We start from the raw sequence: 24,158 nt of genomic DNA on the forward strand, positions 1-24,158 counted from the left end.
AATAGAAACGAATCATTCTGAGAAACTATAACGTTTTCAAATTTTATTAACATAGGTTATAATTATAGATATTACGTTATAGTTATGAAGGGAGTCCCATATGAGTCAAGAGGAAACACAGTTAGATGTAGTCAAAGCGCAATACGCACTTTACAAAGAACGTCCAATGGATCTAACCATTGCGAGAGGGATCCCTTCTCAGAAACAACTGAAATTATCAGAAGCTTTAATAAATGACACGAAAATTGAAGGCTGGCTGAGCGAAGACGACATCGACATCAGAAACTACGGTGGGCTATACGGCATAAGAGAAGCCAGAGAACTGTTTGGCACCTTACTTAATACCACCGTGGAAGAAACGTTTATGGGCGGCAACTCCAGTCTGCAACTCATGTTTGCTGTACTGAGTCATTACATGTTTACAGCAGACGAGCCTTGGAACAAGGAAGAGACCGTTAAATTCATCTGCCCGAGTCCTGGCTATGACCGTCACTGGTTCATGCTCGAACACTTGGGGATAGAAATGATTCCTGTCGAATTGACCGGCAACGGCCCTGATATGGAAGTCGTTGAAAAACTGGTTTCACAAGACCCGGCGATCAAAGGGATGTTTGTCGTACCCAAGTATAATAATCCAACAGGTGAATCAGTGTCTGACGAGGTTGTCGACCGGTTGGCAAACATGCATACGGCTGAAGAAAACTTCCTGATCCTGTGGGACAATGCCTATGCCGTACATCATTTAACTGAAGAAAAAGTAGAAGTCAAAGATATCTTTGAAGCATGTAAAACATCGGGTCATCCGGATCGCGTAGTCCAGTTTGTCTCCACCTCTAAAATGACCTTACCTGGAGCTGGTGTGGCCGCAATGGGCGCTTCTGTGGATAAAATCAAGGAAATCGCAGATCACTTCAGTAAGCAGCTGATCAGTTTTGATAAAATAAATCAGAAGCGACATGTGGCTTTTCTTAAAGACAAGGAAACGATCGACGCCCACATGGAAAAACATGCGGAACTCCTGTCACCTAAATTTGAATGGATCGAAGCGATCTTATCGACTTATTTCCATGGTGAACGCAGATCATTTGTTTCCTGGACGACTCCTAAAGGGGGCTATTTCGTCCATCTGACAACTGAAGCAGGGTGCGCCACTGAAATCGTTCAGAAAATGTCGGATATTGGCATTTCTTTGACGCCAGCAAACGCTGCCTATCCATATGGTATCAACGCGTTGGATAACAGTATCCGTCTGGCACCGAGCTTTGCGAAGCTGGATGATTTGGAAATTGCAATGGAAGCTTTATGTATCTGTATTGAATTGGTCACACTAGAAAAATTTGAAAGTTAAACGAGGAGGAGTTCATATGTCAAAAGCAAGTTTTGGATTTGGCGCAGTTCTAGGAGCATTGGTTGGGACAGCAGCCGCTTATTTATTCGCACCACAATCAGGTGAAGAATTTCAGGATGAAATGAGACTCAAAGCAAAAGAAGTGAAAAAGAAAGCCATTATCCGCATGGATGAAGCGGTCATGGAAACTGAAATCTGGTTGGATCAGAAAATGACGGAGCAGGATATCAGAAACGAACCGGTCAAATATGAACGCACACCGGACAACGTCGCACCGGCACCATCGTACACAGAATCACCAGACATTTTTATCGAAGACTAATGATTATAATATGAAGAGAGAAGCCCAGGGCTTCTCTCTTTCTTTTTGATTTAAAGGATTGATAAGGAATAAATGATCAAATTGATCATTTATTTGAATGACCAGAGGTTTTACGGTAGAAATCTGCCGCATTCGGTAACTAGTGACTAAGGCGGTGGCTGTACTTACCGAATACGGGGCCGTTCGGTAAGTAGCGGTGGGTAATGTTTTGGAACTTACCGAAGTTGGGGCAAGTTCGACACTTTGAGAGTGATACAGCGGCTGTACTTACCGAATGAGGTGCTGTTCGGTAAGTAGCTGCAGGTAATGTTTTGGAACTTACCGAAGTTGGGGCAAGTTCGGCACTTTGAGAGTGAAAAAGTCACAGTACTTACCGAATGCGGGGCAGTTCGGTAAGTAGGTGCGGGCAGCGTGTCTGAACTTACCGAACCTGGTCCAAATGCCTGAGTCCTGGGACCAATTCCTGAATTTCGAGCTGAAAATTACCGTCTGAACACGTTGAACAAAGAATTTCGATATGAAAGACCCTGGAAATCAAATGCACCATTGATTTCCAGGGTCTACTAAATTTTAATGATCAGTCTTGGCGTTCGCCATCTTTAGTGTACGTGATCACAGACGTTTCTTTGTTGGCGGCTATTTCTTTGGCTCGCGCTAAAGCCTGTTCTTTTTTCGCATGCGTGGATTCGGCGCGTTTGGCTTCTTTCGTTCTGACTTTCCATTCCTCTTCTTCAAAGTAGACCAGCACATCGTTGTCCAGCAGCTGCGCATTAGCTTTGGAGTCATGCTCGTCAGCTTTACTTGGACGGTCACTGTACTTATAGGAGCGAAGTTCCTCCGGGGATGCATTATCGGCCCACACTTTGGCTTGTTTGGTTGCTATGGGGATAGCCTGGCCGTCATCGTAACCTTCCTCGAGTAAAGCGTTGGCAATGTCGATCGCTTTTTTCTTGACGACGTGATCAAAATTCTTAAATGAATCGGGATAATCCGATAAATTCCATGGCATTTGCGTTTCATCCTTTCATCTTTAGTGATTTCGTTATATCATGAATAAGTAGAATCGTCTAACAATAGCTTTGAAAATGAGGATAAAAACGATGAAGAAAATAGATAAGGCAAAAACATTTCTGTCAGAACAGTTACATCTCTTCAAGTGCCCGGTGTGTCATAGTTCTTTTGATGCGCTCGATGGGTATCAATTAAGCTGTACACATAATCATTCGTTTGATTTATCCAAAAAAGGGACGCTGCATTTTTTATTGAAACCTTCCAAATCAGAATATTCCAGACCGATGCTTTTATCTAGACAACGCATTGCCAAGATGGGGTTTTGGCAGCCGATGCTGGATACCTTGTATTCTTTGATCGAGAATAAAACCGGGGTGGCGCTTGATGTCGGTTGCGGGGAAGGGGCACACAGTGCTTATCTCATAGAAAAGGGGCTTGCCGGTCCGGTGATTGCTTTTGATATTTCCAAAGAAGGCGTAAACTTAGGCGCAGCCACTTATGAGGATATCTTTTTCCTGGTCGCGGATTTAGCGCAATCCCCCTTTGCGACCGAACAATTTGATACGATCCTTAATATTTTATCCCCTTCAAATTATGAAGAGTTCAATCGGCTATTAAAACCAGGGGGCCAGGTCATTAAAGTTATCCCGGGGAAAGACTACTTAAAAGAGTTAAGAGCCTTTCAACCGAAAGAAAATCAGTCGTATTCAAATAAAGAAGTAAAAGACAAATTTATGACACATTACCCGAAAGCGTCAGAACATGTGGTCCGTTATTCAGTCGACCTAAACGATGAAGAAGTGACAGATTTCCTTAATATGACGCCTTTAGGTTGGCATATAGAGGCATCTGAAAAGGAGACAGTTTCCCTGCATCATATCACAGTCGATATGGTGATACTTGTGGGAAATAAAGCACAGTAACTGAAGATTGAAACTTTAATTCACCTTTCAAAATCTGGTGGCTTGTGTTTAGTTTTGAGAAGTGATATTATGTACTGCATAAGCTATTTTGGTTCATTGGCTTTTATCAGTAAACCCATCAGAAGCTGATAAAAACACATGATATCTGAAAGGCTTCATTAACGTATCTTCTCGCAGTGCTTGCCACCGAGGGGGTACGTTTTTTTCTGCGCAAAAATGATAAATTTAATCAACTTGACTTATTTCGTCGGGTATGAATAGTGTATAATACGTATAGAACATAGGAGGAGAATGATATATGGATATAGTAGTATTAGCAGGTGGCTATAGTCACGAGCGTGAGGTTTCGATGAGCTCGGGCAGTTTGATAGCCAATGCCTTAATGGAAAACGGTCACCGCGTCATTTTACTTGATTTATACTTTGGTACAGATCAGGCAGCGACGTTTGAGGATGCTTATAAAAAATTAAGTAAAGACAAATATGAACATACCGTGAAAAGACAAATTCCAGATTTGAACGCGTTACGTGCATTAAAAGAAAAACCGAACGAAATGATCGGTGAAAATGTTATCCCGATTTCTCAATCGGCTGACGTGGTCTTTTTATCCTTGCATGGTGAGCTTGGCGAGAATGGGCAGCTGCAGGCGGTATTTGATTTATACGATATCACCTATACGGGTACAGGCTACATAGGAAGTGCCCTTGCCATGAACAAGATACTGGCTAAAGAAGTAATGTCCCAGCATGGGGTTTTAACTCCGCAGTGGGAAGTGCTTAGCGGGAACGAAAAACCAACAAGCCCGGTTCCTTGTGTCGTCAAACCCGATGCCAGTGGTTCCAGTATCGGCGTATATATTGTCGAAGATCAGGCTGATCTGGACAAAGCCATCACGGACGCTAGAAAATATTCGAAAGACGTTTTGATCGAGGAAATGATCAAAGGTCGTGAGTTTTCTATAGGTATCTTGGAAGACAAGGCATTACCACCAATTGAAATCATTCCAAAAACGGGTTTTTATGATTACGAAAACAAATACCAGGAAGGCGCTACGATCGAAATTTGTCCGGCAGATATCAGCGATGAATTGACTCAAAAAATGCAGGCTATCGCCAAACACGTTCATCAGATTTTAAGATTGGAATTCTATTCACGTATCGACTTTATGGTCAATGATGCTGGAGATATTTACTGTATCGAAGCCAATACGCTTCCAGGCATGACGCCGACCAGTCTCTTTCCACAAGAAGCAACCGCAATGGGCATGACCTATAATGAATTATGTGACACACTCGCCCACCTTGCTGCTGATAAACATAAATAAAGTTTGTAATAAACACACGAAATAAAAGAGAGAGGTGCGGAAGAGATGAGCCAGCAATTAAAAAAATTGATCAAAGCGAAAGCAAAAGAAATTGGTATCGATAAAATTGGCTTTACTCATGCCGAACCTTTTTACTCTTTGGAAGACAAATTGATCAAACAGCACGCTAAAGGTCATCATTCCGGCTTTGAACACAAGGTGATCGAGGAACGCATCTATCTGGAAAAAATCTTTGAGGAGCCCAAGTCGATCATTGCGATTGCCTTGGCTTATCCTTCTAAGATGCAGAACAAGCCCCCTCGTGTCAAAGGTGAGCGCCGGGGTGAATTTGCACGTGCCTCTTGGGGAACGGATTATCATTTCATTTTAAGAGACCGCATGAAACAACTGGTTGAGTATATCGAGGAGATTGCACCCGGTGAGGTCGCGTTCAAGCCCATGGTCGACACAGGTGAACTGGTGGACGTGGCTGTCGCTCAGCGAGCCGGATTGGGCTTTATCGGCCGCAACGGCTTACTGATCACCGAAGAGTTTGGTTCGTATGTCTATTTAGGTGAAATCATTACGAATATTGCCTTTGAATCAGACGAAAAAGTGTCGTTCGGTTGCGGGGATTGTACCCGCTGTATAGACGCGTGCCCGACTGGTGCTTTGCTGGGTGACGGCCGCATGAATGCGAACCGCTGTTTATCTTATCAAACTCAAACCAAAGGCTATATGCCGAAAGAATACCGACGGAAAATGGGGCACATGATATATGGGTGTGATATCTGCCAGATCGTCTGTCCTTATAACAAAGGGATGGATTCGCATTTCCATGAAGAGATGGAGCCTGATCCAGTCAACACCATGCCGGAGCTTAAACCACTTTTGACTATTTCCAATCGTGATTTCAAAGACACGTTCGGCGATTTAGCTGGGTCGTGGCGTGGCAAGAAACCGCTACAGCGCAATGCCATTATTGCTTTAGCCAATTACCGCGACTACACCGCAGTCCCAGACTTGCTGAATGTCATCGATAACGATCCAAGACCGATGATCAGAGGCACAGCAGCGTGGGCGGTCGCTACCATCACGAATAAAAATCCCAACGAAGAGATCGTTCTCTTTCTGGAGGAAGCTTTAAAGAAAGAAACGGAAGAAGAAACAATCAGTGAATTCAACGAAGCTATTAGCGACTTGAAAGCAAGATTAAATAAACTGAACAATTAAGGAGAGATTGCGTGACCAATCATATTGCATTATTCGAACCCCTGATACCCGCTAACACTGGAAACATTTCCAGAACGTGTGCTGGCACGAATACCACGTTACATTTGATCGAACCCTTAGGATTCAGTACTGATGACAAACAGTTGAAACGTGCAGGACTCGATTATTGGGATAAAGTAGGGATCTTTTATCATAAAAATCTGGATGCATTTTTAGAAGTGGTGGGAGAGAGCCCGCTATATCTGATTTCGAAATTTGCCGACAAGGTTTATTCAGACGTTGATTTCTCTGATACGTCCAAGGATCATTACTTCTTGTTCGGAAAAGAAACGACCGGCCTGCCGAAAGAATTCATGCAAGAAAACCCCGAGAAGTGTCTGCGCATTCCGATGAATGACGAGCATATCCGCTCACTCAATTTATCAAATACCGCAAACATCCTGATTTATGAAGCTTTGAGACAACAGGATTTCGCAGGACTCGAACAGGTACACACGTACGAAAATGATAAACTGAAATAAAATAACGGCAGTGGTTACTATCCTCTTTTCTCTTAACGAGAAAGGGGAATAACCACCGCCGTTTTTTTGCTGATAAGTGTTACTAGAGATGAATGAATAGGCGAGCCCGCCTATTCAAATCAAATCAAAAAACGAGATCTCCCAGGATAAAAGGGGAGATCTCGTTTTTTTTATTTATAAGCTTTTTACATTTTATCAGGTGCTTGAACACCAAGAATACGCAAGTCTTCTTTAAGCACTTCAGTTATTGCGAAAACTAAAGCTAAACGAGCCTCTTTTTCCTCATGTTCATCCAAGACACGAACATTCGCATAAAACTTATTGAACGCCTGGGCTAAGCTGACAGCGTGTTTAGCAATGATCGACGGTTCATAGTTTTCATAAGCACGTTTGACCGTGTTAGGATATTCTTGAAGTAATTTGATGATTTCCCAGCTGTATTCATCACTGAGTTCGAAGTCGTTTGAAGCATCAAAGTCAGAAACTTCAGCTTTTTTCAAAATACTCATCGCACGTGCGCGAGTGTACTGAACGTAAGGACCAGTTTCGCCTTCAAATTGTACCACTTCTTCGATCGTAAAGTCGAAACTGTTCAAGCGGTCATTTCTCAAATCGTGGAACACGACAGCGCCAACGCCGACTTGTTCTGCAACGATTTCTTTGTTTGGTAAATCAGGATTCTTATCCTCGATCTGTCTCAATGCCTGAGCGCTCGCTTCGTTTAAAACTTCTTCCAGCAAGACGACTTTACCTTTACGTGTGGATAATTTCTCGCCGTCTTTGGTGATCAAGCCAAAAGGAATGTGGTGGATGTCGTTTGCCCATTCTATGCCTGCTTCAGTCAGAACAGCTTTCAATTGATTGAAGTGGTTAGCTTGTTCTTGACCAACGACGTATAAGGCTTGAGAAAAGTCATATGTTTTCTTTCTATAGAAGGCAGCGGCCAAGTCACGCGTAATGTATAAGGTTGCGCCGTCTGATTTCTTAATTAAAGCTGGATTCAAACCATATTTCTCAAGGTCAACGATGTGGGCGCCTTGATTGGCAGTCAATAACTGTTTATCATCGAGTAACTTAACGACTTCTTCCATTTTATCATTATAGAAAGCTTCGCCTTTGGTGGAATCAAAGTGAATATCGAGGCGATCGTAAACTTTATTGAATACGTTGAGAGATTCTTCTCTGAACCATGTCCATAATTCAGTCGCTTCTTCATTGCCTTCTTCCAGTTTTTTGAACCATAAGCGGGCTTCATCGTCTAGAGACGGATCATCTTCAGCGACTTCATGGAATTTTACATACAGTCGTAAAAGTTCTTCGATCGGATTTTCCTGGACTTTTTCTTTGGATCCCCATTTTTTATAAGCGGTGATCAGTTTGCCGAACTGTGTGCCCCAGTCACCTAAATGATTGATTCGTACAGGGGTGAAGTCGACTTTTTCGAAAATATTTGCCAACGCATTACCGATAACAGTCGAACGTAAGTGACCCATTGACATAGGTTTGGCGATATTTGGAGAAGACATATCGATGGGAACATTGGCCCCATTACCGATCTTCAGATTACCGAAATTGTTTTTTTCTGCAATGACTTCTTTTAAAATAGCACTGGATACTGTTTCTTTTTTCAAGTAAAAGTTGATGTAAGGTCCAACGATTTGCATACGGTCAATAAGTGGTGAGGATATTTTTTCACCGACTTCTTGAGCAATTTGTGCTGGATTCTTTCTCAATAATTTAGCTAACTGGAACGTCGGAAAAGCAACGTCTCCATGGTCCACATGTTTCGGTTTTTCAAGTAAGAGTTTAATTTCATTTAATTCTAAAGATTCGTGCAGTTCTTCATGTATAGCTTCCGCGATGATTTGTTTATAGTCCATTGAAAGACCTCCTGTATTAGATAGTTGACCCTTAAAATTTTCAATACGTGTGCATAAAAAAAGGGCTGTTTTTTTGAATAGTCAAAAGTTTAGCCGGTTCAGATTACATAAGTATTAAGCACTTGTATTATAGCAAAGCTAGCCGAGACTAGCAAGATTTTCTATTGAGCAGCGCTCAATTTTAATTCTTCTAAAGTAGAGAATCGAAATGGAATCAGATGAATGTTTATGCGAAATAAGTTATAATCGAGTTATACATATATATATCAATCTATAGGAAGCAGGGAGGATATGAGAAAATCAGAAAGACAAATGCTAATCAAACAAATAGTATTGAATCATGAGGTCTCCACTCAGGATGATCTTTTGGAACGATTGCATGAGAAAGGTATCAAGGCGACACAGGCTACCATTTCAAGAGACATAAAAGAACTGAATCTAATTAAATCGGCATCTTCAGACGGCGGGGTAAAATATATCCTGTATCAGAATAATCAAGTTTCAATGGAAGAAAAACTATCTTCAACAATCAAAAGCGTCGTGACCGGGATCACACATGTCGAATTTATTAATATTGTTAAAACGATACCCGGCAATGCACACGTGATTGGCGCATTGGTCGATGATATTCACTATCCTGAAATCGTAGGTACCGTAGCAGGAAACGATACGATCATGCTGGTTTCGAAGACGAAGGAAGAAGCGGAAAAGGTTTATCATCATTTTGATAACCTGCTGGAAGAACTCGATCAATAAATTGGATCAATTTAAAGGAGAGCATGTAATGACGAAGACAGACTTAATGCACTTACAAAACGGTTCAGACATTCGAGGGTTTGCTTTGGATACCGAAAACAAGAAGAAAACACTGACGGAAGCAACCGTTAAAAAAATAGCGAATGGTCTGATGGGATGGTGGACTGTAAAAACAGACAAACCGCTAACGCAAACGACGATCACGATTGGACACGACAGTCGCCTTACAGGTCCTGCAATCAAAAATTGGCTGATCGATGTTTTTACAGAATCAGGCGTAGCAGTCATTGACGCTAACATGGCAACCACACCAGCCTTGTTTATGTCCACACAATACGACGCATTCAAATCAGATATCGGGATCATGATCACTGCGAGCCATTTGCCTATGGAATATAACGGCCTGAAATTCTTCACCAACGAGGGCGGTCTCGAACACGAAGATATTGAAACGATCTTGTCATTGGCTGACAAGGAAAGGAATCATTCCGTTGCAGTACCTACTCAAAAAAGTGAAAAAGACCTGCTCTCCGTCTACGCAGCCGATTTGGTCATGAAGATCAGAGACGCATTGAAAGTGGACGAAGACGCGAAACCGCTAAGCAATCGAAAAATCATTGTGGATGCAGGTAACGGTGCCGGCGGTTTTTTTGCTGAGAAGGTATTGAAAGTTTTGGGAGCCGACATAAGCGGTAGTCAGTTCTTAGATCCTGACGGCACATTTCCCAATCACGTACCTAACCCCGACAATAAAGAAGCCATGCAGAGTATTTCAGAGGCAGTCTTGGCGAATAAGGCCGATCTGGGTATTATTTTTGATACGGATGTTGACCGCTCTGCTATTGTTGACAGTAAAGGGAACGGCATCAACCGCAATAACTTGATCGGTTTGATCGGTGCGATAGTACTGGACGAAAATCCGGGAACAACCATCGTAACCAATTCACCCGTATCCGACCACCTGATTCGCTTTGTGGAAGAAATGGGTGGAACAGTTGACCGCTATATCTCAGGGTACAGAAATGTAATCAATCGTGGGATTTCTTTAAACAAAGAAGGCGTGGATTGTGCCCTGGCAATCGAAACGAGTGGTCATGCTGCACTGAGAGAGAATTTCTTCCTGGACGATGGTGCTTATCTGGCAGCTAAAATCGTGGCTAAAGAAGCTGAATTGATTAAAGATAATAAAAGTGTCACTGATTTGATCAAACACTTGAAGCAACCGGCCGAAACTGAAGAAGTCCGTTTTGTCATTACAAATCCGGATTACAAAGAAATTGGTCTGAATACGCTGGACCGCTTTGCTGACTGGGTGAACAACATTGATGGCTTTACTCTGGTGCCAGATAATTTGGAAGGGGAGCGCGTGCAGTTGAGCGAACCCTACGGCCAGGGCTGGCTGCTCTTGCGCATGAGTCTGCATGAACCTAAACTGGTCCTGCAAATCGAAAACGATATAGCAGGAAAGATTCCTGCCGTAAAAGATAAATTGAAATCCTTCTTCCATTACGAAAAAGATCTAGACAACAATAAATTGTAAGAAATATACGTCAGAAAAAGCGTTCAGATTTGTTTTAACAATTAACGTGTACCTTATCCGTTAATTGTTAAAGCAGCTACTACTTTGATAAATTGAACGTCGGATCTGCTTTTTAGAGCGACAAAAAAATACCTTACCTCGATGAAAGTCGGGGTAAGGTATTTTTATATTCTACTATTTTTCTGGATTATAGATCCATTTCTGATCGTCTTTTGCTAATAATTCATCTGCTTCTTTTGGCCCCATGCTATGGGAAGGGTAGAAGGAAATACTTTCTTCATTTTGATTCCATGCCTGTCTGATATGATCGACATACTTCCAGGAAGCGGCAACTTCGCCCCAATGAGCAAAGTGCGTTTCGTCACCATTCAAGACATCCAGGATCAATTTTTCATAAGCTTCGGGACTTTCTTTTATCGTTTTTTCAGAACGCATGGAGCTTAGTTTGACCGGTCTGAGCTGCATGCCCGGTCCGATTTCTTTATCATTCAGCTGGATTTCAAAGCCTTCTTTAGGACTGATATGGATGGTTAAGAGCGAATCGTGTTCTTCAAACAATTGCTGCTCCGTTTTATTCCATAAAACGTCAATACGTGATGTTTTTTCTTTCATACGTTTACCTGTTCGAATGTAGATAGGGACATTACGCCATTTATCTGTATCAATGATTACTTTTCCGGCCACGAATGTTTCAGTCATGGAATCAGGATCTACTTTATCTTCATCACGATAGCCCTTTGCTTCGCCATCTTTTGAAGTTTGATACTGACCCCTTACGAATTCCTGATCTACAACCGGGGTTTTCAGCGATTCAAGTATTGCTAGTTTTTGCCTGCGGATATTATTTGTTGAAAATGATTCGGGCTCGTCCATCGTCAGTAAGCTGACCATTTGTAAAACGTGGTTTTGAACCATGTCTCTTAATGCACCACTTTTATCGTAGTATTCTCCGCGTTCTTCAACACCTAAGTCTTCTGCTAAAGTGATCTGAATAGAAGCGAGTGTCTCATTATTCCAGCTGTCCTGGATGATACGGTTGGAAAAACGCAGGGCTAAAATCGTCTGCACCATTTCTTTACCTAAATAGTGATCGATACGATAGAGCTGATCCTCGTTAAAAGAGGCATTGATTTCATCGTTCAGTTGTATGGATGACTCTAAATCTGTACCAAAAGGTTTCTCAATAATGACACGGTTGAACCCATTTTCTGTCACTAAATGCTGATCTTTCAAATGAGTGGTGATGGTACCGAAAAACATGGGAGACATTGAAAGAAAGAAGATACGGTTGCCACCAATTTCATATTTTTCATCTAGTGAATCAGCCAACTCTTTTAGCGTGTGATAATGTTCAGAATCTTTTACATTATGAGACTGGTATCTGAAGTGACTTGAAAAGTCTTCGGCATCCTCGTCTGATTCTGCAATGGACTTGATTGCTTCTTTAACGACGTTTTGATAATACTCATCCGACCATTCTCTTCGTGCTGTCCCGATAACAGCAAAGTGGTCACGCAAATATCCCTTTTTGAATAACCGGTATAATGCGGGGTATAATTTCCGAGAAGCTAAATCCCCTGTAGCGCCAAATATTATATATAGAGCTTTTATTTCTTTGGACATTATTTCCCTCTTTTCTACATGACACGCATGTTCATACAGTCTTATACTATTTTACTTTTAATTGACTCAGCAATCAACTTATTTGGCACACTATTTCCATTATATACTGGGTAAGCATCATTTTTGCAATAAAGGGAGCAAATGAATTAAGGTTATAGCAGATGAAAAAAATGAAAGGACGGATTTAATGAATAAATATGAGCAATTAGACTTGAACTACATTGATGGTCAATGGAGGAAAGGGCGAAGCACAGAAGTCGTTGAATCGTTCAACCCTTATACAGAAGAATCATATGTGAAAATGCAGGCCGCTTCCTTAGAAGACTTGGATGAAGCCTATGAGAGTGCAAAAAGACATCAAAAGGAATGGGAGAAAACAAATCCCTTTGAAAGAGCAGGCATCATCAGAAAAGCCATTCAAATCATGGAAAATCGAAAAGAAGAACTTGTAGCTGTTCTCATCGAAGAATCTGGATCAACGATTGCAAAAGTTGAACTGGAACTCAATATAACGATGTCGATCATGCAACTGGCAGCAGAATTTCCGAATAAAATGGAAACGATCGTGAATGAGTCGATGATTCCCGGAAAGAAAAATCATATGATACGTAAACCAGTAGGCGTCGTCGGTGTCATTGGACCCTTCAACTTTCCAATGTATCTATCCATGCGTTCGGTTGCACCGGCGCTTGCTACGGGTAATGCGGTTGTATTGAAACCGGGCCATCAGACGCCAATAAGTGGCGGAAATATCATTGCCAAAATCTTTGAAGAAGCTGGTCTTCCAAAAGGCGTATTACAAGTCGTTCACCCTAAAATTTCGGAAATAGGGGATGCCTTTTACGAGCATCCGGTACCGGATCTGATATCATTTACCGGTTCAACGGGCGTTGGCAAACAAATCGGAGCAGTCTGCGGGAGAGAAGTCAAGAAAACGATCCTGGAACTTGGTGGAAACAACGCCATGGTCATCTTAGATGATGCTGACATCGAAACAGCCGCTAAAGGAGCCATTTATGGACGTTTCATGCATAGCGGTCAGATTTGTATGGCGATCAATCGTATCATCATAGATGAATCTATTTTTGATGAATTTTCAGAAAAATTTGTTGAAATAGCGAAATCACTCAAACACGGTGATCCGAATCAGGAAGGCACTCTGATCGGTCCACTAATTGATGGCAATCAAGTGGAGAGATTGCTGGAAGAAGTGAAGAAAGCGAAGTCTGAAGGCGCCGAAATCTTGCTTGAAGGTAAGCGTGAAGGCAACGTTCTAACGCCTACAATTTTAAAAGGAACCAATGATATGACTACTGCTCAAAATGAAATGTTTGGTCCTGTCGTCACATTGATACCCGCAAAAAATGAGGACCATGCTTTGGAACTGGCAAATGATACAGATGCTGGGCTAAGCGGAGCTGTTTCGTCACGTAATGAGAAACGTGCCTTTGCGTTTGCGGAGAAAATGGAAACAGGGATGGTTCACATCAACGACCAGAGCGTCAATGACGAACCTTATGTTGCTTTTGGTGGAGAAAAAGCATCAGGTATCGGACGTTTCGGACGTGAACATTCCTTAGACGAATTCACAACTTGGCAGTGGATTTCTGTTCAGGAAGAACCAAGAAACTATCCATTTGATTAAAAATCAATGATAAACGAACGACATCTTCTATCAGGAAGGTGTCGTTTTTGCGTCATTCCGTATTTACTATAGCGAGATTGGCTTAGCTTTGGTACAATACGTAGTAGGAAAGAAATGAGGAATGAAAAATGACACACCCATTCGATAAATTTAATCTATCCGATTATTTAATTGAAGCAATAAAAGAAATTGGTTTTGATAAACCAACTGAGATCCAGGAGAAAGTTATTCCAGAATTAAAAAAACGTCGAGACATTATTGGACAATCCCAAACGGGTTCCGGTAAAACACACGCGTTCTTACTCCCATTGTTTAACCAAATCGATCCAAAAAAAGCAGAAGTGCAATTGGTTATCACTGCTCCAAGTCGAGAACTAGCTGAACAATTAGCCAGTGCTGCGACTCAATTAGCAAGCCACTCTCCAGAAGAAATCAACGTTCAAACAGTTATTGGTGGAACGGATAAGAACAGATTGATTCAGAAACTTCAACACTCCCAACCGCAAGTTGTGATCGGAACACCGGGTCGTTTACTTGACGTTATTGAAAGTAATGACTTACGACTCAACACGTGTCAGTATATGGTCGTGGATGAAGCCGATATGACGCTTGACATGGGATTCTTGGAAGATGTCGATAAGATTGCGACACGTTTACCTGAAAAAAATCAGATGCTTGTTTTTTCAGCGACTGTTCCGCAAAAATTGCAGCCTTTCTTGAAAAAGTACATGAACAATCCGATTGTCATCGAAGTGGAAAACAAGCAGATCATTGCGGATACCGTTGAGAACTGGTTGATTTCTACAAAAGGTAAAAATAAAATCGACATGATTCATCAACTGCTCACTATCGGACAACCGTACATCGCTTTAGTGTTTGCCAATACTAAAGAATATGTCGACGATATTGCCTACCAATTGAAGAAAAAAGGATTGAAAGTCGCTGTTATTCATGGTGGTATCACTTCACGTGAACGCCGAAGAGTGATGAGACAGATCCAAAATATGGAATTTCAATTTATCGTGGCAACTGATTTAGCCGCTCGTGGTATTGATATCGAAGGGATCTCACATGTTATCAATGCTGAAGTTCCTCAAGATTTAGACTATTTCGTCCACCGTGTCGGCCGTACCGGTCGTAACCAGCTAAGTGGTATTGCGATTACGCTTTATGGTCCAGATGATGAAGAAGATATCGTGACCATCGAAAAACGAGGCATTGTCTTCCAGCCTAAAGAAATCAAAAATGGGGAAGTCATTGATTCTTATGACCGTAACCGCAGAGATCAGCGTAAAGGCAAGAACACGAATGCAACTGATTTTGATCCTGAAATTCACGGGTTAAGAAAGAAATTGAAAAAGAACATCAAACCCGGATACAAACGAAAAATCGAACGTAAAAAAGAAGAAAAAAGAAAACGCGCATTCCGTCTTAGATCCAAAGATTAAAGAACAGACAAAAGACCTTCACTGCTGAAGTATTCAGCTGATGAAGGTCTTTTTTTTAAATGTTTTGATTTTTTTTGTAGTTTATCAAGGATGAATACAGGAAATAGAGAGCGAAACCTAATTTTATTTCGAAAACAAAAGGTAAAAAGAATCCTAAGCCTTCGAATACCGCAATGACTATCGTCGGAACACTGAGTGCCACCAGTGCCATTCGTGCTACTTTTTTGAATGGAAGAGTAACTCTCGAAATCGTCTTCAAGATATTTGCAAATAAGGAAACAATCAACCATTCATACAATAAACTAAAGCTGCTCGCCAAATAGGTGATGACGAAGATAATGAATAATACGACGGGAGAAAAACGGCCCATTCCAGAGAATATTTCTTTGAATTGAGTATCATTAAATCCGCTCAATTGTTCGTAAGAAACAGGTAAGCCCCGACCGAGGATATTCAGGTAAAACTGATCATTCATTAAACCTACACCGATCGGCACATTCAAGCGTTCGATGTTAGTATCGATTTCTTCAACTTTGATCGAATCGTTCGGATCAAAGAAAAACAAAAATGAATCCGTTTGGTGAATGTAAGAGTCTACCTCACTTTCAACCACTAATTCACTATCTCTGATTTCAAAAACAGGGAGCATTTCAGTTATTTCCTGACCATCTTCTCTCAGACTTCCCATTACCGATAACAAAACAGATGTCAAAGACAATGTAATGATCAGTGCGAGTATCGAAAAATAATAAAAAAGATGTTTCCGTGACATTTTAAGTGCGTGGTAAAGATGTTGGGGATTTGTAAATCCTAACTTAACATATTCTTTCATTATTTAACGCCTTTCTAAACTAAGTAATAAAGTAAGTTTACTTGTTAATTAGGTAAAAAGCAATCATCCTTTAGATGTATAAGGCGTAAGATGAACGAAAATTTTTAAACAAGCTCTTACTTTCTATAAGTGTTTTCATTTGAAAACTATGTCGGAAATGTTACAATAGCAATGTACGATAAAAAGCAGTAGGAGGAATGTTCATTATGACATACACTTTACCAGATTTACCATACGCATATGATGCATTAGCACCAACGATCGATGAGGAAACGATGCATTTACATCACGACAAGCATCACTCAGGTTATGTTACTAAAACAAATAAAGCTCTGGAAAATAATCCGGAATTAGCTGAATTAAGTATCGAAGAGTTAATGAAAAAATTAGACTCAGTACCTGAAGATATCAAAACAGCTGTTAGAAATAACGGTGGCGGACACGCTAACCACTCACTTTTTTGGAAAATCCTTTCACCAAACGGTGGCGGAGAACCAACTGGTGAATTAGCAAACGCAATTAAAGAGACCTTTGGAGACTTTGAGTCATTCAAAGAAAAATTTAGCACTGCAGCAACAGGCCGTTTCGGTTCAGGTTGGGCATGGTTAGTGCTTTCTGATGGGAAACTTGAAGTAATGGATACATTAAACCAAGACTCTCCTTATTCTTTAGGTAAAACACCTATCTTAGGGCTAGATGTTTGGGAACATGCTTACTATCTAAACTACCAGAACCAGCGTCCTGAATATGTAAAAGCTTTCTGGAATGTTGTCAACTGGGAAGAAGTAGCTAAACGTTATAACGACGCAAAATAATTACTTCAATATGAAAGGCTGGGACAGCTGTCCCAGCCTTTTTCCATATATAAATCTTTTAATTAAGTGAAAAAGATAGTGCGTATATGAATTCTGGGAGCTTTACTATGGTATCTAACTGATAGAGTTTGAAATAGACGATTGCGTGCCCTTCATGATCGGGAGTGAGAGCTGGAGGTAACGGAATGTCGGAATGCGTGCCCTTCGTACTAAGTAGTAGGAGCTGGAGGTAACGGAATAGCGGATTGAGTTACCTTCATGACTAAAAGTAGGAGCTGGAGGTAACGGAATAGCCGATTGCGTGACCTTCATGACTAAGAGTAGGAGCTGGAGGTAACGCAATAGCAGATTGCGTGCCCTTCGTACTAAGTAGTGAGAGCTGGAGGTAACTCAATAGCCGATTGCGTGCCCTTCGTTACTAAAACTAGGAGCTGAAGGTAACGCAATAGCGGATTGCGTGCCCTTCGTACTAAGAAGTGAGAGCTGGAGGTAACGCAATAGCAGATTGCGTGCCCTTCGTACTAAGTAGTGAGAGCTGGAGGTAACTCAATAGCCGATTGCGTGCCCTTCGCACTAAGAAGTAGGAGCTGAAAGTAACGCAATAGCGGATTGCGTGCCCTTCATGACTAAAAGTAGGAGCTGGAGGTTACGCAATAGCCGATTGCGTAACCTTCGCACTAATAAATTGGAGCTGAAGAGCACGCATCAAAATATCATACCAATATTCCTCAAACATCCCCAAAACCGAACTTCGACCGCCGACTAACACGTAGACAGTCCAGATACCGCACTTGATATATCTACTTAATCAATAATAAATTAATAGCTTTACTACTAAAATGAAATTTCTTGAAAAATGACATGAAAAAGTCACAGTATTGTCAGTATAATGATTGAGAGGTTGTGGCATTTTAATTATCGTTTTGGTACACTAGTACGAGTATGAAAATGTAAAACAACACCGAAACGAAAACAATTCAGGTGAGTCGCTTACATAGCAATAGGAGGATATAGAGTGAAAGCACCCAAACAAAATAGAGTCGATAAAAAGAAATCACATATTCCTTTTCGTTTAAATTTATTGTTTTTTATTGTTTTTCTACTTTTTTCAAGTTTGATTTTACGGTTAGCCTATTTACAAATAGTGCTTGTTGATGATTACCAAGCGGAAGTGGAACGGACAGAACGGACAACGATTACAGGTAGTGTACCCAGAGGCGAGATTTTTGACGCAAATTTAAATAAACTGGTCGGCAATGAAGCAAGACATTCCATCACATATACACGTGGTAAAAACGTACCTGCCAGACAGATGGCGAAGGTTGCGTATGACATAGCTGATTATATTTCGATGCCTCACACAACAGCATTGGATGTTGATAGTAGGTTTGACCTGAGTGAACGTGATCTGAAAGATTATTTTATAGCGATCAACCAGGAAGAAGTCCGCGAACGTTTGTCTGATGAGGAATTGCGCTTAGCTGGACCGGAATCTTATCAAGTAATGCTTGATAAGATTTCAATAGATGAAATTAGTTCTTTTGAAGAAAGAGACCTGATATCCGCAGCCGTATTCAAAAAAATGAATGCCGCTTATTCATTAAGTACAGTTAATGTGAAAAATACAGATGTCACTCAGGAAGAAATCGCACGTGTCAGTGAAAATTTGGATAAATTCCCAGGGATCGATATTGGTACAGATTGGGTCAGACATTATCCGGAAGGCGACATGCTTAGTTCGATCATAGGCATTGTATCCAATGAAGAAAGAGGCGTCCCTGAAGAAGCACTAAAAACGTATCTTGCGAAAGGTTATTCAAGAAATGACCGGGTGGGAACTAGTTATTTAGAAGCTCAGTATGAAACAGTCTTAAATGGGACCAAATCAAAAATAGAAACAGAAACAAATAACAGTGGAGATATAATCAACCAGATAGAGCAATATTCCGGACATAAAGGCGATAATTTAGTTCTTACTATGGACATTGACTTTCAGAAAACAGTGGAACAAATTGCTTTAGATTCTTTAGGAGAACGTGAAGGGTTAAGCAATAGTATCTATATCGCAGCAATAGATCCACGTAATGGTGACATTTTAGCCATGACCGGTAAAGAAGTGGTAGATGGTGAAGTGAAAGATAGAACTTACGGAGTCTTTTTCGACAATTTCAACATGGGATCCTCTGTTAAAGGTGCTACCATTTTGTCGGCGTATATGGATGGTGTACTGGACAGCAGTAATAATGTTATCGTTGACCAACCTTTACAACTTAGTGGTTCTAAATCTATCTCATCTGTATTCAACAGGTTCGGATCAGAGGCGGTAAATGATATCACAGCCCTGGAAGTGTCTTCAAACGTCTATATGTCAAGACTTGCCATGCGGATGGGTGGCGAATGGGACTACACAAGCAGTATGACACTGAATATTGATGCACAGGACTTACTGGATAAACAGCGTAAGTACTTTAACCAGTTTGGTCTGGGTGTCCCTACAGGTATCGACTTGCCGAATGAATCGATTGGCCTTGAAGGTGATCCGACAAATCCGGGTGAGGGCTTATACTTCTCTTTCGGACAGTATGATACGTATACAACACTTCAACTGCTGCAATACTCTTCAATCATTGCAAACGGAGGCACACGTATTGCGCCAAGACTAGTTTCTGAGGTTCGTGATACAAATACTGAAACTGGTAGTGTGGGTGCACTCAAAACAGAAATACAGCCTAGAATATTGAATACGCTTGACGTGTCTGAGACGGCAATGGAACGTGTGCAACAAGGGTTTTATGCAGCCGTTAATGGAGATAGAGGAAGCGCAAGAAACATTTTAGGTGGCACACCTTATGTCTCTGCGGGTAAAACGGGTACAGCTCAAGCCGCTTACTGGGACGATGATTTAAAAAGAACGACTGTTGAAGTAACGAATTTAACTTATGTCGGTTATGCGCCTTATGACGATCCTGAAATAGCCATCGCGGTTGTCGTACCTAACTTACCGTCATCTAGCTCAGAACGGTCAAATAGAGAAAACCTGAATGCTTCTCGTCGTGTTCTAGACGCTTATTTTAAAGCTGGAGAATTTAAAGAAGAGTCATCCGGAGAATCATTAGAAACAGTGGGTGACTTAGTTGATGAAGCGGAAGATTTTGCTGAAGAAGAAAATACAACAGAAGATGATTTGGAAGAATAATCTTAAATATTAAAAAAGGTCAGCTACGGTTCGTTTGTAGCTGATCTTTTTCTGCATAAAAAGAAGGAAGACAAAAGCTAATAGCTTTTGTCTTCCTTCAATCATTTATTTTGAAACTTATTTTGTCTCGCGATGCAAAGTTAATTTGCGTTCACGTGGGCAATATTTTTTAATTTCTAAACGTTCAGTATTGTTACGTTTATTTTTAGATGTTAAGTAGTTGCGTTCTTTGCATTCTGTACATTCTAAGGTTACGTTTACTCGCATGATTGTCCCTCCCAATATTCCTGTTTTGAAGGCTATCAAACATGTTTGGTGTCTAGCCTTTCGCCTTGACTAGAATACCATGATTTTACTAAAAATGCCAATCTTTTTTATAAAATTTTTATTTTTTTATAAAGAGGATCTGGTTTGCTACCAGATATCGATCAGATTATTAGGAAACCTTTTCGTTTCTAAAAAAATGTGATACTATTTTAGAGGCGCTTTATATTTAAAAGAGAGAAGGGTATGTATGGAATTATGGATGGTAGCTAGTGTGCTTTTCGGATCAGCAGTGCTTGTGTTTATTTATTCATTTACACAAAAACAGGAAAAAGAACAAGCTTATAAAGAACTCGAAGATTTCTCGCTGACAGTCACTAGAACGGTTTACGATTTAAGTGAACGGGTGAAGACCTTGGAAACTGAGTTGCAAGTAGATGATCAGGAAGATGATCTACACAAACAAGTTACACAATTAAACAAAGACAACATCATTACGCTGTTCACGAAAGGTTTTTCAACAGAAACCATTTCCAAACAGCTGCGAATTGCTTCCGCTTCAGTTCAAGAAATCATTGATTCATATATCGAAGAAGGCATTCGAGCATAAATTACATATAGAAGGTGGAGAAGCGTTATGTCAAGAAAGACAAGCCGGATACTGGCACTGGGGTTGCTCACGGCCAGTATAATGGTCATGGGAATGGATTTAGCGGCTCCGAGTCAAATTAAAGCTACTCAAGCAGAGTCATCAGAATCTTTATTAGAAACTGTGTTGGAACTCGAGAATAAAATCGATGAACTAGAAGCAGAAAATGTGCGTTTAAACGATGGACTTAATCGTTTGTCTGAAGGATACTCCGAGACACTGGCTCTATCAGACTTAGAAGAAAACCCGGAAAGCGATAGCGACAACGGAGCAGACGGTGAGGAAGATACTGAAAAAACAGCGACAGAAGAAGATGTACGTGAATTCACTATTACTGTGAGAGAAGACGAACCTAGCAGTGTCGTGGCCGAACAATTAGCGTATTTCGGGATTATCGATGACCGTTATGCCTTTAATGACTTTTTGGAAAATAACGACTATGCTAAAAAAGTGCGTCCGGGGAATTATGTTGTGAATTCAAAAATGACTGATACCGAATTAGCTCAAGCTATTGTTAGATGATTTTAAGAGCTTATTTTTGTAAAACGATTTCTTTCCTTTAAAATAATAGTATACGATACTATAAGGAGAGAATACTGATGGAATTAACTAAAATCACATTGACAAGTGGGGCCACATATATGGTTAACCACTCTCCAGAAGAGGTTTATAAGCGAGTCGCTCATTCAGATGGAAAACCTGAGAATCACATTCAGCTTTTCACTCTGGAAAGAGGTCAGGACATTTATATTAATACGACATATATCCTGTCGATCGAAACGGTCAGCTCATATATGACTCATGACAAGCACGAAAACAATGAGGGAAATACATCGGACAGAACGGAAGACAATAAGAGGATCAAGGATAATCTGGACGCTGTAAAAGAATTTAAAGAAGACCTTGATGGAAACATGGAATAATATCTTCACCTATCTAAGTTTAAATGTATTAAAATGTTCAGCCGACCGGGTTGGCTTTTAGACGATAAACTTAGATATTTTTGTGGAAATTTAATTAGTGATTGGGTCGGTGTATAAGGATATGCTATACTGTTTAAAGAATGCAACAAGGGAGAGTAAAAAGTGGATTATAAAACAAAATTAAAACTTCAAAGATGGAAAAATGGACCATTTATCGCATATTCCATTCTAGCTGTAACCGGCGTAATGTTTTTGCTCCAGGAAATTTTAGGCGGAAGTACCAATATGGAAACACTAGTTTTTTTGGGCGCAAAAGTTAATTTTCTTATTGTCTCAGGCGACTGGTATCGATTGATCACACCTATGTTTCTTCACATCGGCTTGATGCATTTAGTATTCAATGCCTTGATCATTTATTTTTTAGGTATTCAATTGGAGACGATTTTTGGACACTGGCGCTTTTTTGCCTTGTATTTTTTAAGTGGAATCGCGGGCAATGCGACAAGTTTTGCTTTCAATTCGAGTATTTCAGCTGGAGCAAGTACGGCAATTTTTGGACTTTTCGGTTCAACGCTAGTGCTTGTGAAACTTTATCCGGGTCATCCTCAAATCAAAGCAATGGCTAAGAATTTTTCACTCTTGATTATTCTGAACCTCGTTTTTGGTCTATTTAGCCCGAATATCGATATGGCTGGGCACGTTGGGGGATTAGTTGGGGGTTATATTGTAACCTTTGCTTTATCGACACCACGAGCATGGAAAACAAATAAAAAGCAGCAATTGAGTTATGCTTTACTGTTTGTCGGGATGATCATTCTGTTGATTGTCATTGGTTTCAGTCGCTATAACAGTATAGTTAATTTATTTTCTTAAAAATCAACAGTTAATGGAGGAGAAAGTATGCAAAATAAAAATATAATTGGTATTGACTTAGGTGGGACTACAATAAAATTTGCCATCGTGACACGTGCGGGTATTATTTTAGACAAATGGAGTATCGGTACGGATATATCTGATGAAGGAAGCCATATCACCCCGTCGATCATTCAGTCCATTACGCAGCACATGAAGGGAAACAATCTGCAGGCAAGTGATTTCTTAGGTATCGGCATGGGTTCTCCGGGTACGGTCAATAAGAGCAAAGGAACCGTTATCGGCGCTTATAACTTGAACTGGAAAACTGAACAGCCCTTACAGGAAATGATAGAAGGCGCAACCAATATACCATTATTTATCGACAATGATGCCAACGTGGCAGCTCTGGGTGAAAAATGGATCGGTGCCGGTAATGACGAACCGAACGTAGTCTTTATCACTTTGGGTACGGGTGTTGGTGGAGGCGTAATTGCGAACGGCGACTTGATCCACGGCGCAATCGGCGCAGCTGGAGAAATTGGTCATATCACCATCGATCCTCACGGTTATAAATGCACCTGTGGTAAAAACGGCTGTCTAGAAACAGTAGCCAGTGCCACTGGGATCGTTCGTGTAGCAAAAGACAAGGCAGCTGCTTTTGAACAGGATACCCCGCTTAAACAAGCTATTCTAGCCGGTGAAATCGTCGATGCCAAAGCTATTATGGATGCTGCCAAAGAAGGCGACGCATACGGTATCGCTATTACCGACGAAATCAGTGACTACTTAGGCCTGGCTTGCGGGAATATTGCCAACATACTTAATCCATCTACGATTGTAATTGGTGGTGGAGTTTCTAAAGCGGGAGAATTTTTAGCTGAACGTGTGCGAAAACAATTTGCCGTCTATGCTTTCCCGACCATCCGTGAAAGTACAAATATAAGAATTGCCGAGTTGGGCAATGATGCGGGAGTCATTGGAGCAAGTTCTCTGGTTATAAATGAATCCATCCATCAGTCAAATCACTAACAGCTTAATCCCTTTATATGTTAAAATAATGCCATAATCAAT

The 24,158-nt window shown here is 40.8% G+C and carries 22 protein-coding genes; 17 read left to right on the forward strand and 5 right to left on the reverse strand.

Features of this window, described 5'->3' with window-relative positions; translation table 11 throughout:
* Positions 1-100 precede the first annotated feature (100 nt).
* Positions 101-1,348 (forward strand): aminotransferase, encoded by a 1,248-nt coding sequence (locus tag ACO1PF_RS11450; RefSeq protein WP_423189190.1) that lies wholly within the window; start codon positions 101-103, stop codon positions 1,346-1,348.
* Between the two features lie 16 nt (positions 1,349-1,364).
* Positions 1,365-1,670: a YtxH domain-containing protein gene (locus tag ACO1PF_RS11455; RefSeq protein ID WP_423189191.1), complete on the forward strand. Its 306-nt coding sequence runs from the start codon at positions 1,365-1,367 to the stop codon at positions 1,668-1,670.
* A gap of 577 nt (positions 1,671-2,247) precedes the next feature.
* On the opposite strand, the gene ACO1PF_RS11460 is transcribed toward ACO1PF_RS11455, so the two are convergent.
* Positions 2,248-2,679 (reverse strand): DUF2188 domain-containing protein, encoded by a 432-nt coding sequence (locus tag ACO1PF_RS11460; RefSeq protein ID WP_423189192.1) that lies wholly within the window; start codon positions 2,677-2,679, stop codon positions 2,248-2,250.
* A gap of 91 nt (positions 2,680-2,770) precedes the next feature.
* Between ACO1PF_RS11460 and ACO1PF_RS11465 the strand changes: the two genes are divergently transcribed.
* From ACO1PF_RS11465 to trmL, 4 genes are all read left to right on the forward strand, one after another.
* Positions 2,771-3,604 (forward strand): methyltransferase domain-containing protein, encoded by an 834-nt coding sequence (locus tag ACO1PF_RS11465; protein ID WP_423189193.1) that lies wholly within the window; start codon positions 2,771-2,773, stop codon positions 3,602-3,604.
* Positions 3,605-3,902: 298 nt separating this feature from the next.
* On the forward strand, positions 3,903-4,928 hold the full coding sequence (locus tag ACO1PF_RS11470) for a D-alanine--D-alanine ligase family protein (RefSeq protein WP_423189194.1): 1,026 nt from the start codon (positions 3,903-3,905) through the stop codon (positions 4,926-4,928).
* A gap of 45 nt (positions 4,929-4,973) precedes the next feature.
* Complete coding sequence (gene queG, locus ACO1PF_RS11475; RefSeq protein ID WP_423189195.1) at positions 4,974-6,140, forward strand: tRNA epoxyqueuosine(34) reductase QueG; 1,167 nt, start codon at positions 4,974-4,976, stop codon at positions 6,138-6,140.
* 11 nt (positions 6,141-6,151) lie between these two features.
* Complete coding sequence (gene trmL, locus ACO1PF_RS11480; RefSeq protein WP_423189196.1) at positions 6,152-6,661, forward strand: tRNA (uridine(34)/cytosine(34)/5-carboxymethylaminomethyluridine(34)-2'-O)-methyltransferase TrmL; 510 nt, start codon at positions 6,152-6,154, stop codon at positions 6,659-6,661.
* 185 nt (positions 6,662-6,846) lie between these two features.
* On the opposite strand, the gene argS is transcribed toward trmL, so the two are convergent.
* Complete coding sequence (gene argS / locus ACO1PF_RS11485; RefSeq protein ID WP_423189197.1) at positions 6,847-8,541, reverse strand: arginine--tRNA ligase; 1,695 nt, start codon at positions 8,539-8,541, stop codon at positions 6,847-6,849.
* A 291-nt stretch (positions 8,542-8,832) separates the two neighbouring features.
* Between argS and argR the strand changes: the two genes are divergently transcribed.
* Both argR and ACO1PF_RS11495 read left to right on the forward strand, forming a co-directional pair.
* Positions 8,833-9,297, forward strand: a complete 465-nt coding sequence (gene argR / locus ACO1PF_RS11490; protein ID WP_423189198.1) for an arginine repressor — start codon at positions 8,833-8,835, stop codon at positions 9,295-9,297.
* 28 nt (positions 9,298-9,325) lie between these two features.
* A complete protein-coding gene (locus ACO1PF_RS11495; protein WP_423189199.1) occupies positions 9,326-10,837 on the forward strand; it encodes a phosphomannomutase/phosphoglucomutase in 1,512 nt (503 codons plus the stop codon).
* A 174-nt stretch (positions 10,838-11,011) separates the two neighbouring features.
* Here ACO1PF_RS11495 and zwf read toward each other — a convergent pair whose 3' ends face one another.
* Positions 11,012-12,460, reverse strand: coding sequence for a glucose-6-phosphate dehydrogenase (zwf, locus tag ACO1PF_RS11500; protein ID WP_423189200.1), 1,449 nt, complete (start codon positions 12,458-12,460; stop codon positions 11,012-11,014).
* Positions 12,461-12,647: 187 nt separating this feature from the next.
* On the opposite strand from zwf, the gene ACO1PF_RS11505 reads away from it, so the two are divergent.
* Both ACO1PF_RS11505 and ACO1PF_RS11510 read left to right on the forward strand, forming a co-directional pair.
* Entirely contained in the window at positions 12,648-14,105 is a 1,458-nt protein-coding gene (locus ACO1PF_RS11505; protein WP_423189201.1) for an aldehyde dehydrogenase family protein, read from the forward strand.
* Positions 14,106-14,233: 128 nt separating this feature from the next.
* A complete protein-coding gene (locus ACO1PF_RS11510; protein ID WP_423189202.1) occupies positions 14,234-15,553 on the forward strand; it encodes a DEAD/DEAH box helicase in 1,320 nt (439 codons plus the stop codon).
* A 55-nt stretch (positions 15,554-15,608) separates the two neighbouring features.
* Here ACO1PF_RS11510 and ACO1PF_RS11515 read toward each other — a convergent pair whose 3' ends face one another.
* Positions 15,609-16,385 (reverse strand): DUF1189 family protein, encoded by a 777-nt coding sequence (locus tag ACO1PF_RS11515; RefSeq protein WP_423189203.1) that lies wholly within the window; start codon positions 16,383-16,385, stop codon positions 15,609-15,611.
* Between the two features lie 206 nt (positions 16,386-16,591).
* On the opposite strand from ACO1PF_RS11515, the gene ACO1PF_RS11520 reads away from it, so the two are divergent.
* Together ACO1PF_RS11520 and ACO1PF_RS11525 are read left to right on the forward strand one after the other, a co-directional pair.
* Positions 16,592-17,200 carry a superoxide dismutase gene (locus ACO1PF_RS11520; RefSeq protein ID WP_423189204.1) on the forward strand — a complete coding sequence of 203 codons (609 nt, stop codon included), beginning with the start codon at positions 16,592-16,594 and terminating at the stop codon, positions 17,198-17,200.
* Between the two features lie 1,015 nt (positions 17,201-18,215).
* Positions 18,216-20,396, forward strand: a complete 2,181-nt coding sequence (locus ACO1PF_RS11525; RefSeq protein ID WP_423189205.1) for a peptidoglycan D,D-transpeptidase FtsI family protein — start codon at positions 18,216-18,218, stop codon at positions 20,394-20,396.
* A 117-nt stretch (positions 20,397-20,513) separates the two neighbouring features.
* Here ACO1PF_RS11525 and rpmG read toward each other — a convergent pair whose 3' ends face one another.
* Positions 20,514-20,663 (reverse strand): 50S ribosomal protein L33, encoded by a 150-nt coding sequence (gene rpmG / locus ACO1PF_RS11530; protein WP_410262731.1) that lies wholly within the window; start codon positions 20,661-20,663, stop codon positions 20,514-20,516.
* Positions 20,664-20,910: 247 nt separating this feature from the next.
* Between rpmG and ACO1PF_RS11535 the strand changes: the two genes are divergently transcribed.
* The 5 genes from ACO1PF_RS11535 to ACO1PF_RS11555 all read left to right on the forward strand — a co-directional run bounded on the left by ACO1PF_RS11535 (position 20,911) and on the right by ACO1PF_RS11555 (position 24,116).
* Positions 20,911-21,270, forward strand: a complete 360-nt coding sequence (locus ACO1PF_RS11535; RefSeq protein ID WP_423189206.1) for a hypothetical protein — start codon at positions 20,911-20,913, stop codon at positions 21,268-21,270.
* Between the two features lie 27 nt (positions 21,271-21,297).
* Positions 21,298-21,831, forward strand: coding sequence for a hypothetical protein (locus ACO1PF_RS11540; RefSeq protein ID WP_423189207.1), 534 nt, complete (start codon positions 21,298-21,300; stop codon positions 21,829-21,831).
* 77 nt (positions 21,832-21,908) lie between these two features.
* Entirely contained in the window at positions 21,909-22,232 is a 324-nt protein-coding gene (locus tag ACO1PF_RS11545) for a hypothetical protein (RefSeq protein WP_423189208.1), read from the forward strand.
* 162 nt (positions 22,233-22,394) lie between these two features.
* A complete protein-coding gene (locus ACO1PF_RS11550) occupies positions 22,395-23,105 on the forward strand; it encodes a rhomboid family intramembrane serine protease (RefSeq protein ID WP_423189209.1) in 711 nt (236 codons plus the stop codon).
* A gap of 27 nt (positions 23,106-23,132) precedes the next feature.
* Positions 23,133-24,116: an ROK family glucokinase gene (locus ACO1PF_RS11555; protein WP_423189210.1), complete on the forward strand. Its 984-nt coding sequence runs from the start codon at positions 23,133-23,135 to the stop codon at positions 24,114-24,116.
* Positions 24,117-24,158 lie beyond the last annotated feature (42 nt).

This window comes from Alkalibacterium sp. f15, assembly GCF_049389645.1.
Taxonomy (GTDB): Bacteria; Bacillota; Bacilli; order Lactobacillales; family Carnobacteriaceae_A; genus Alkalibacterium.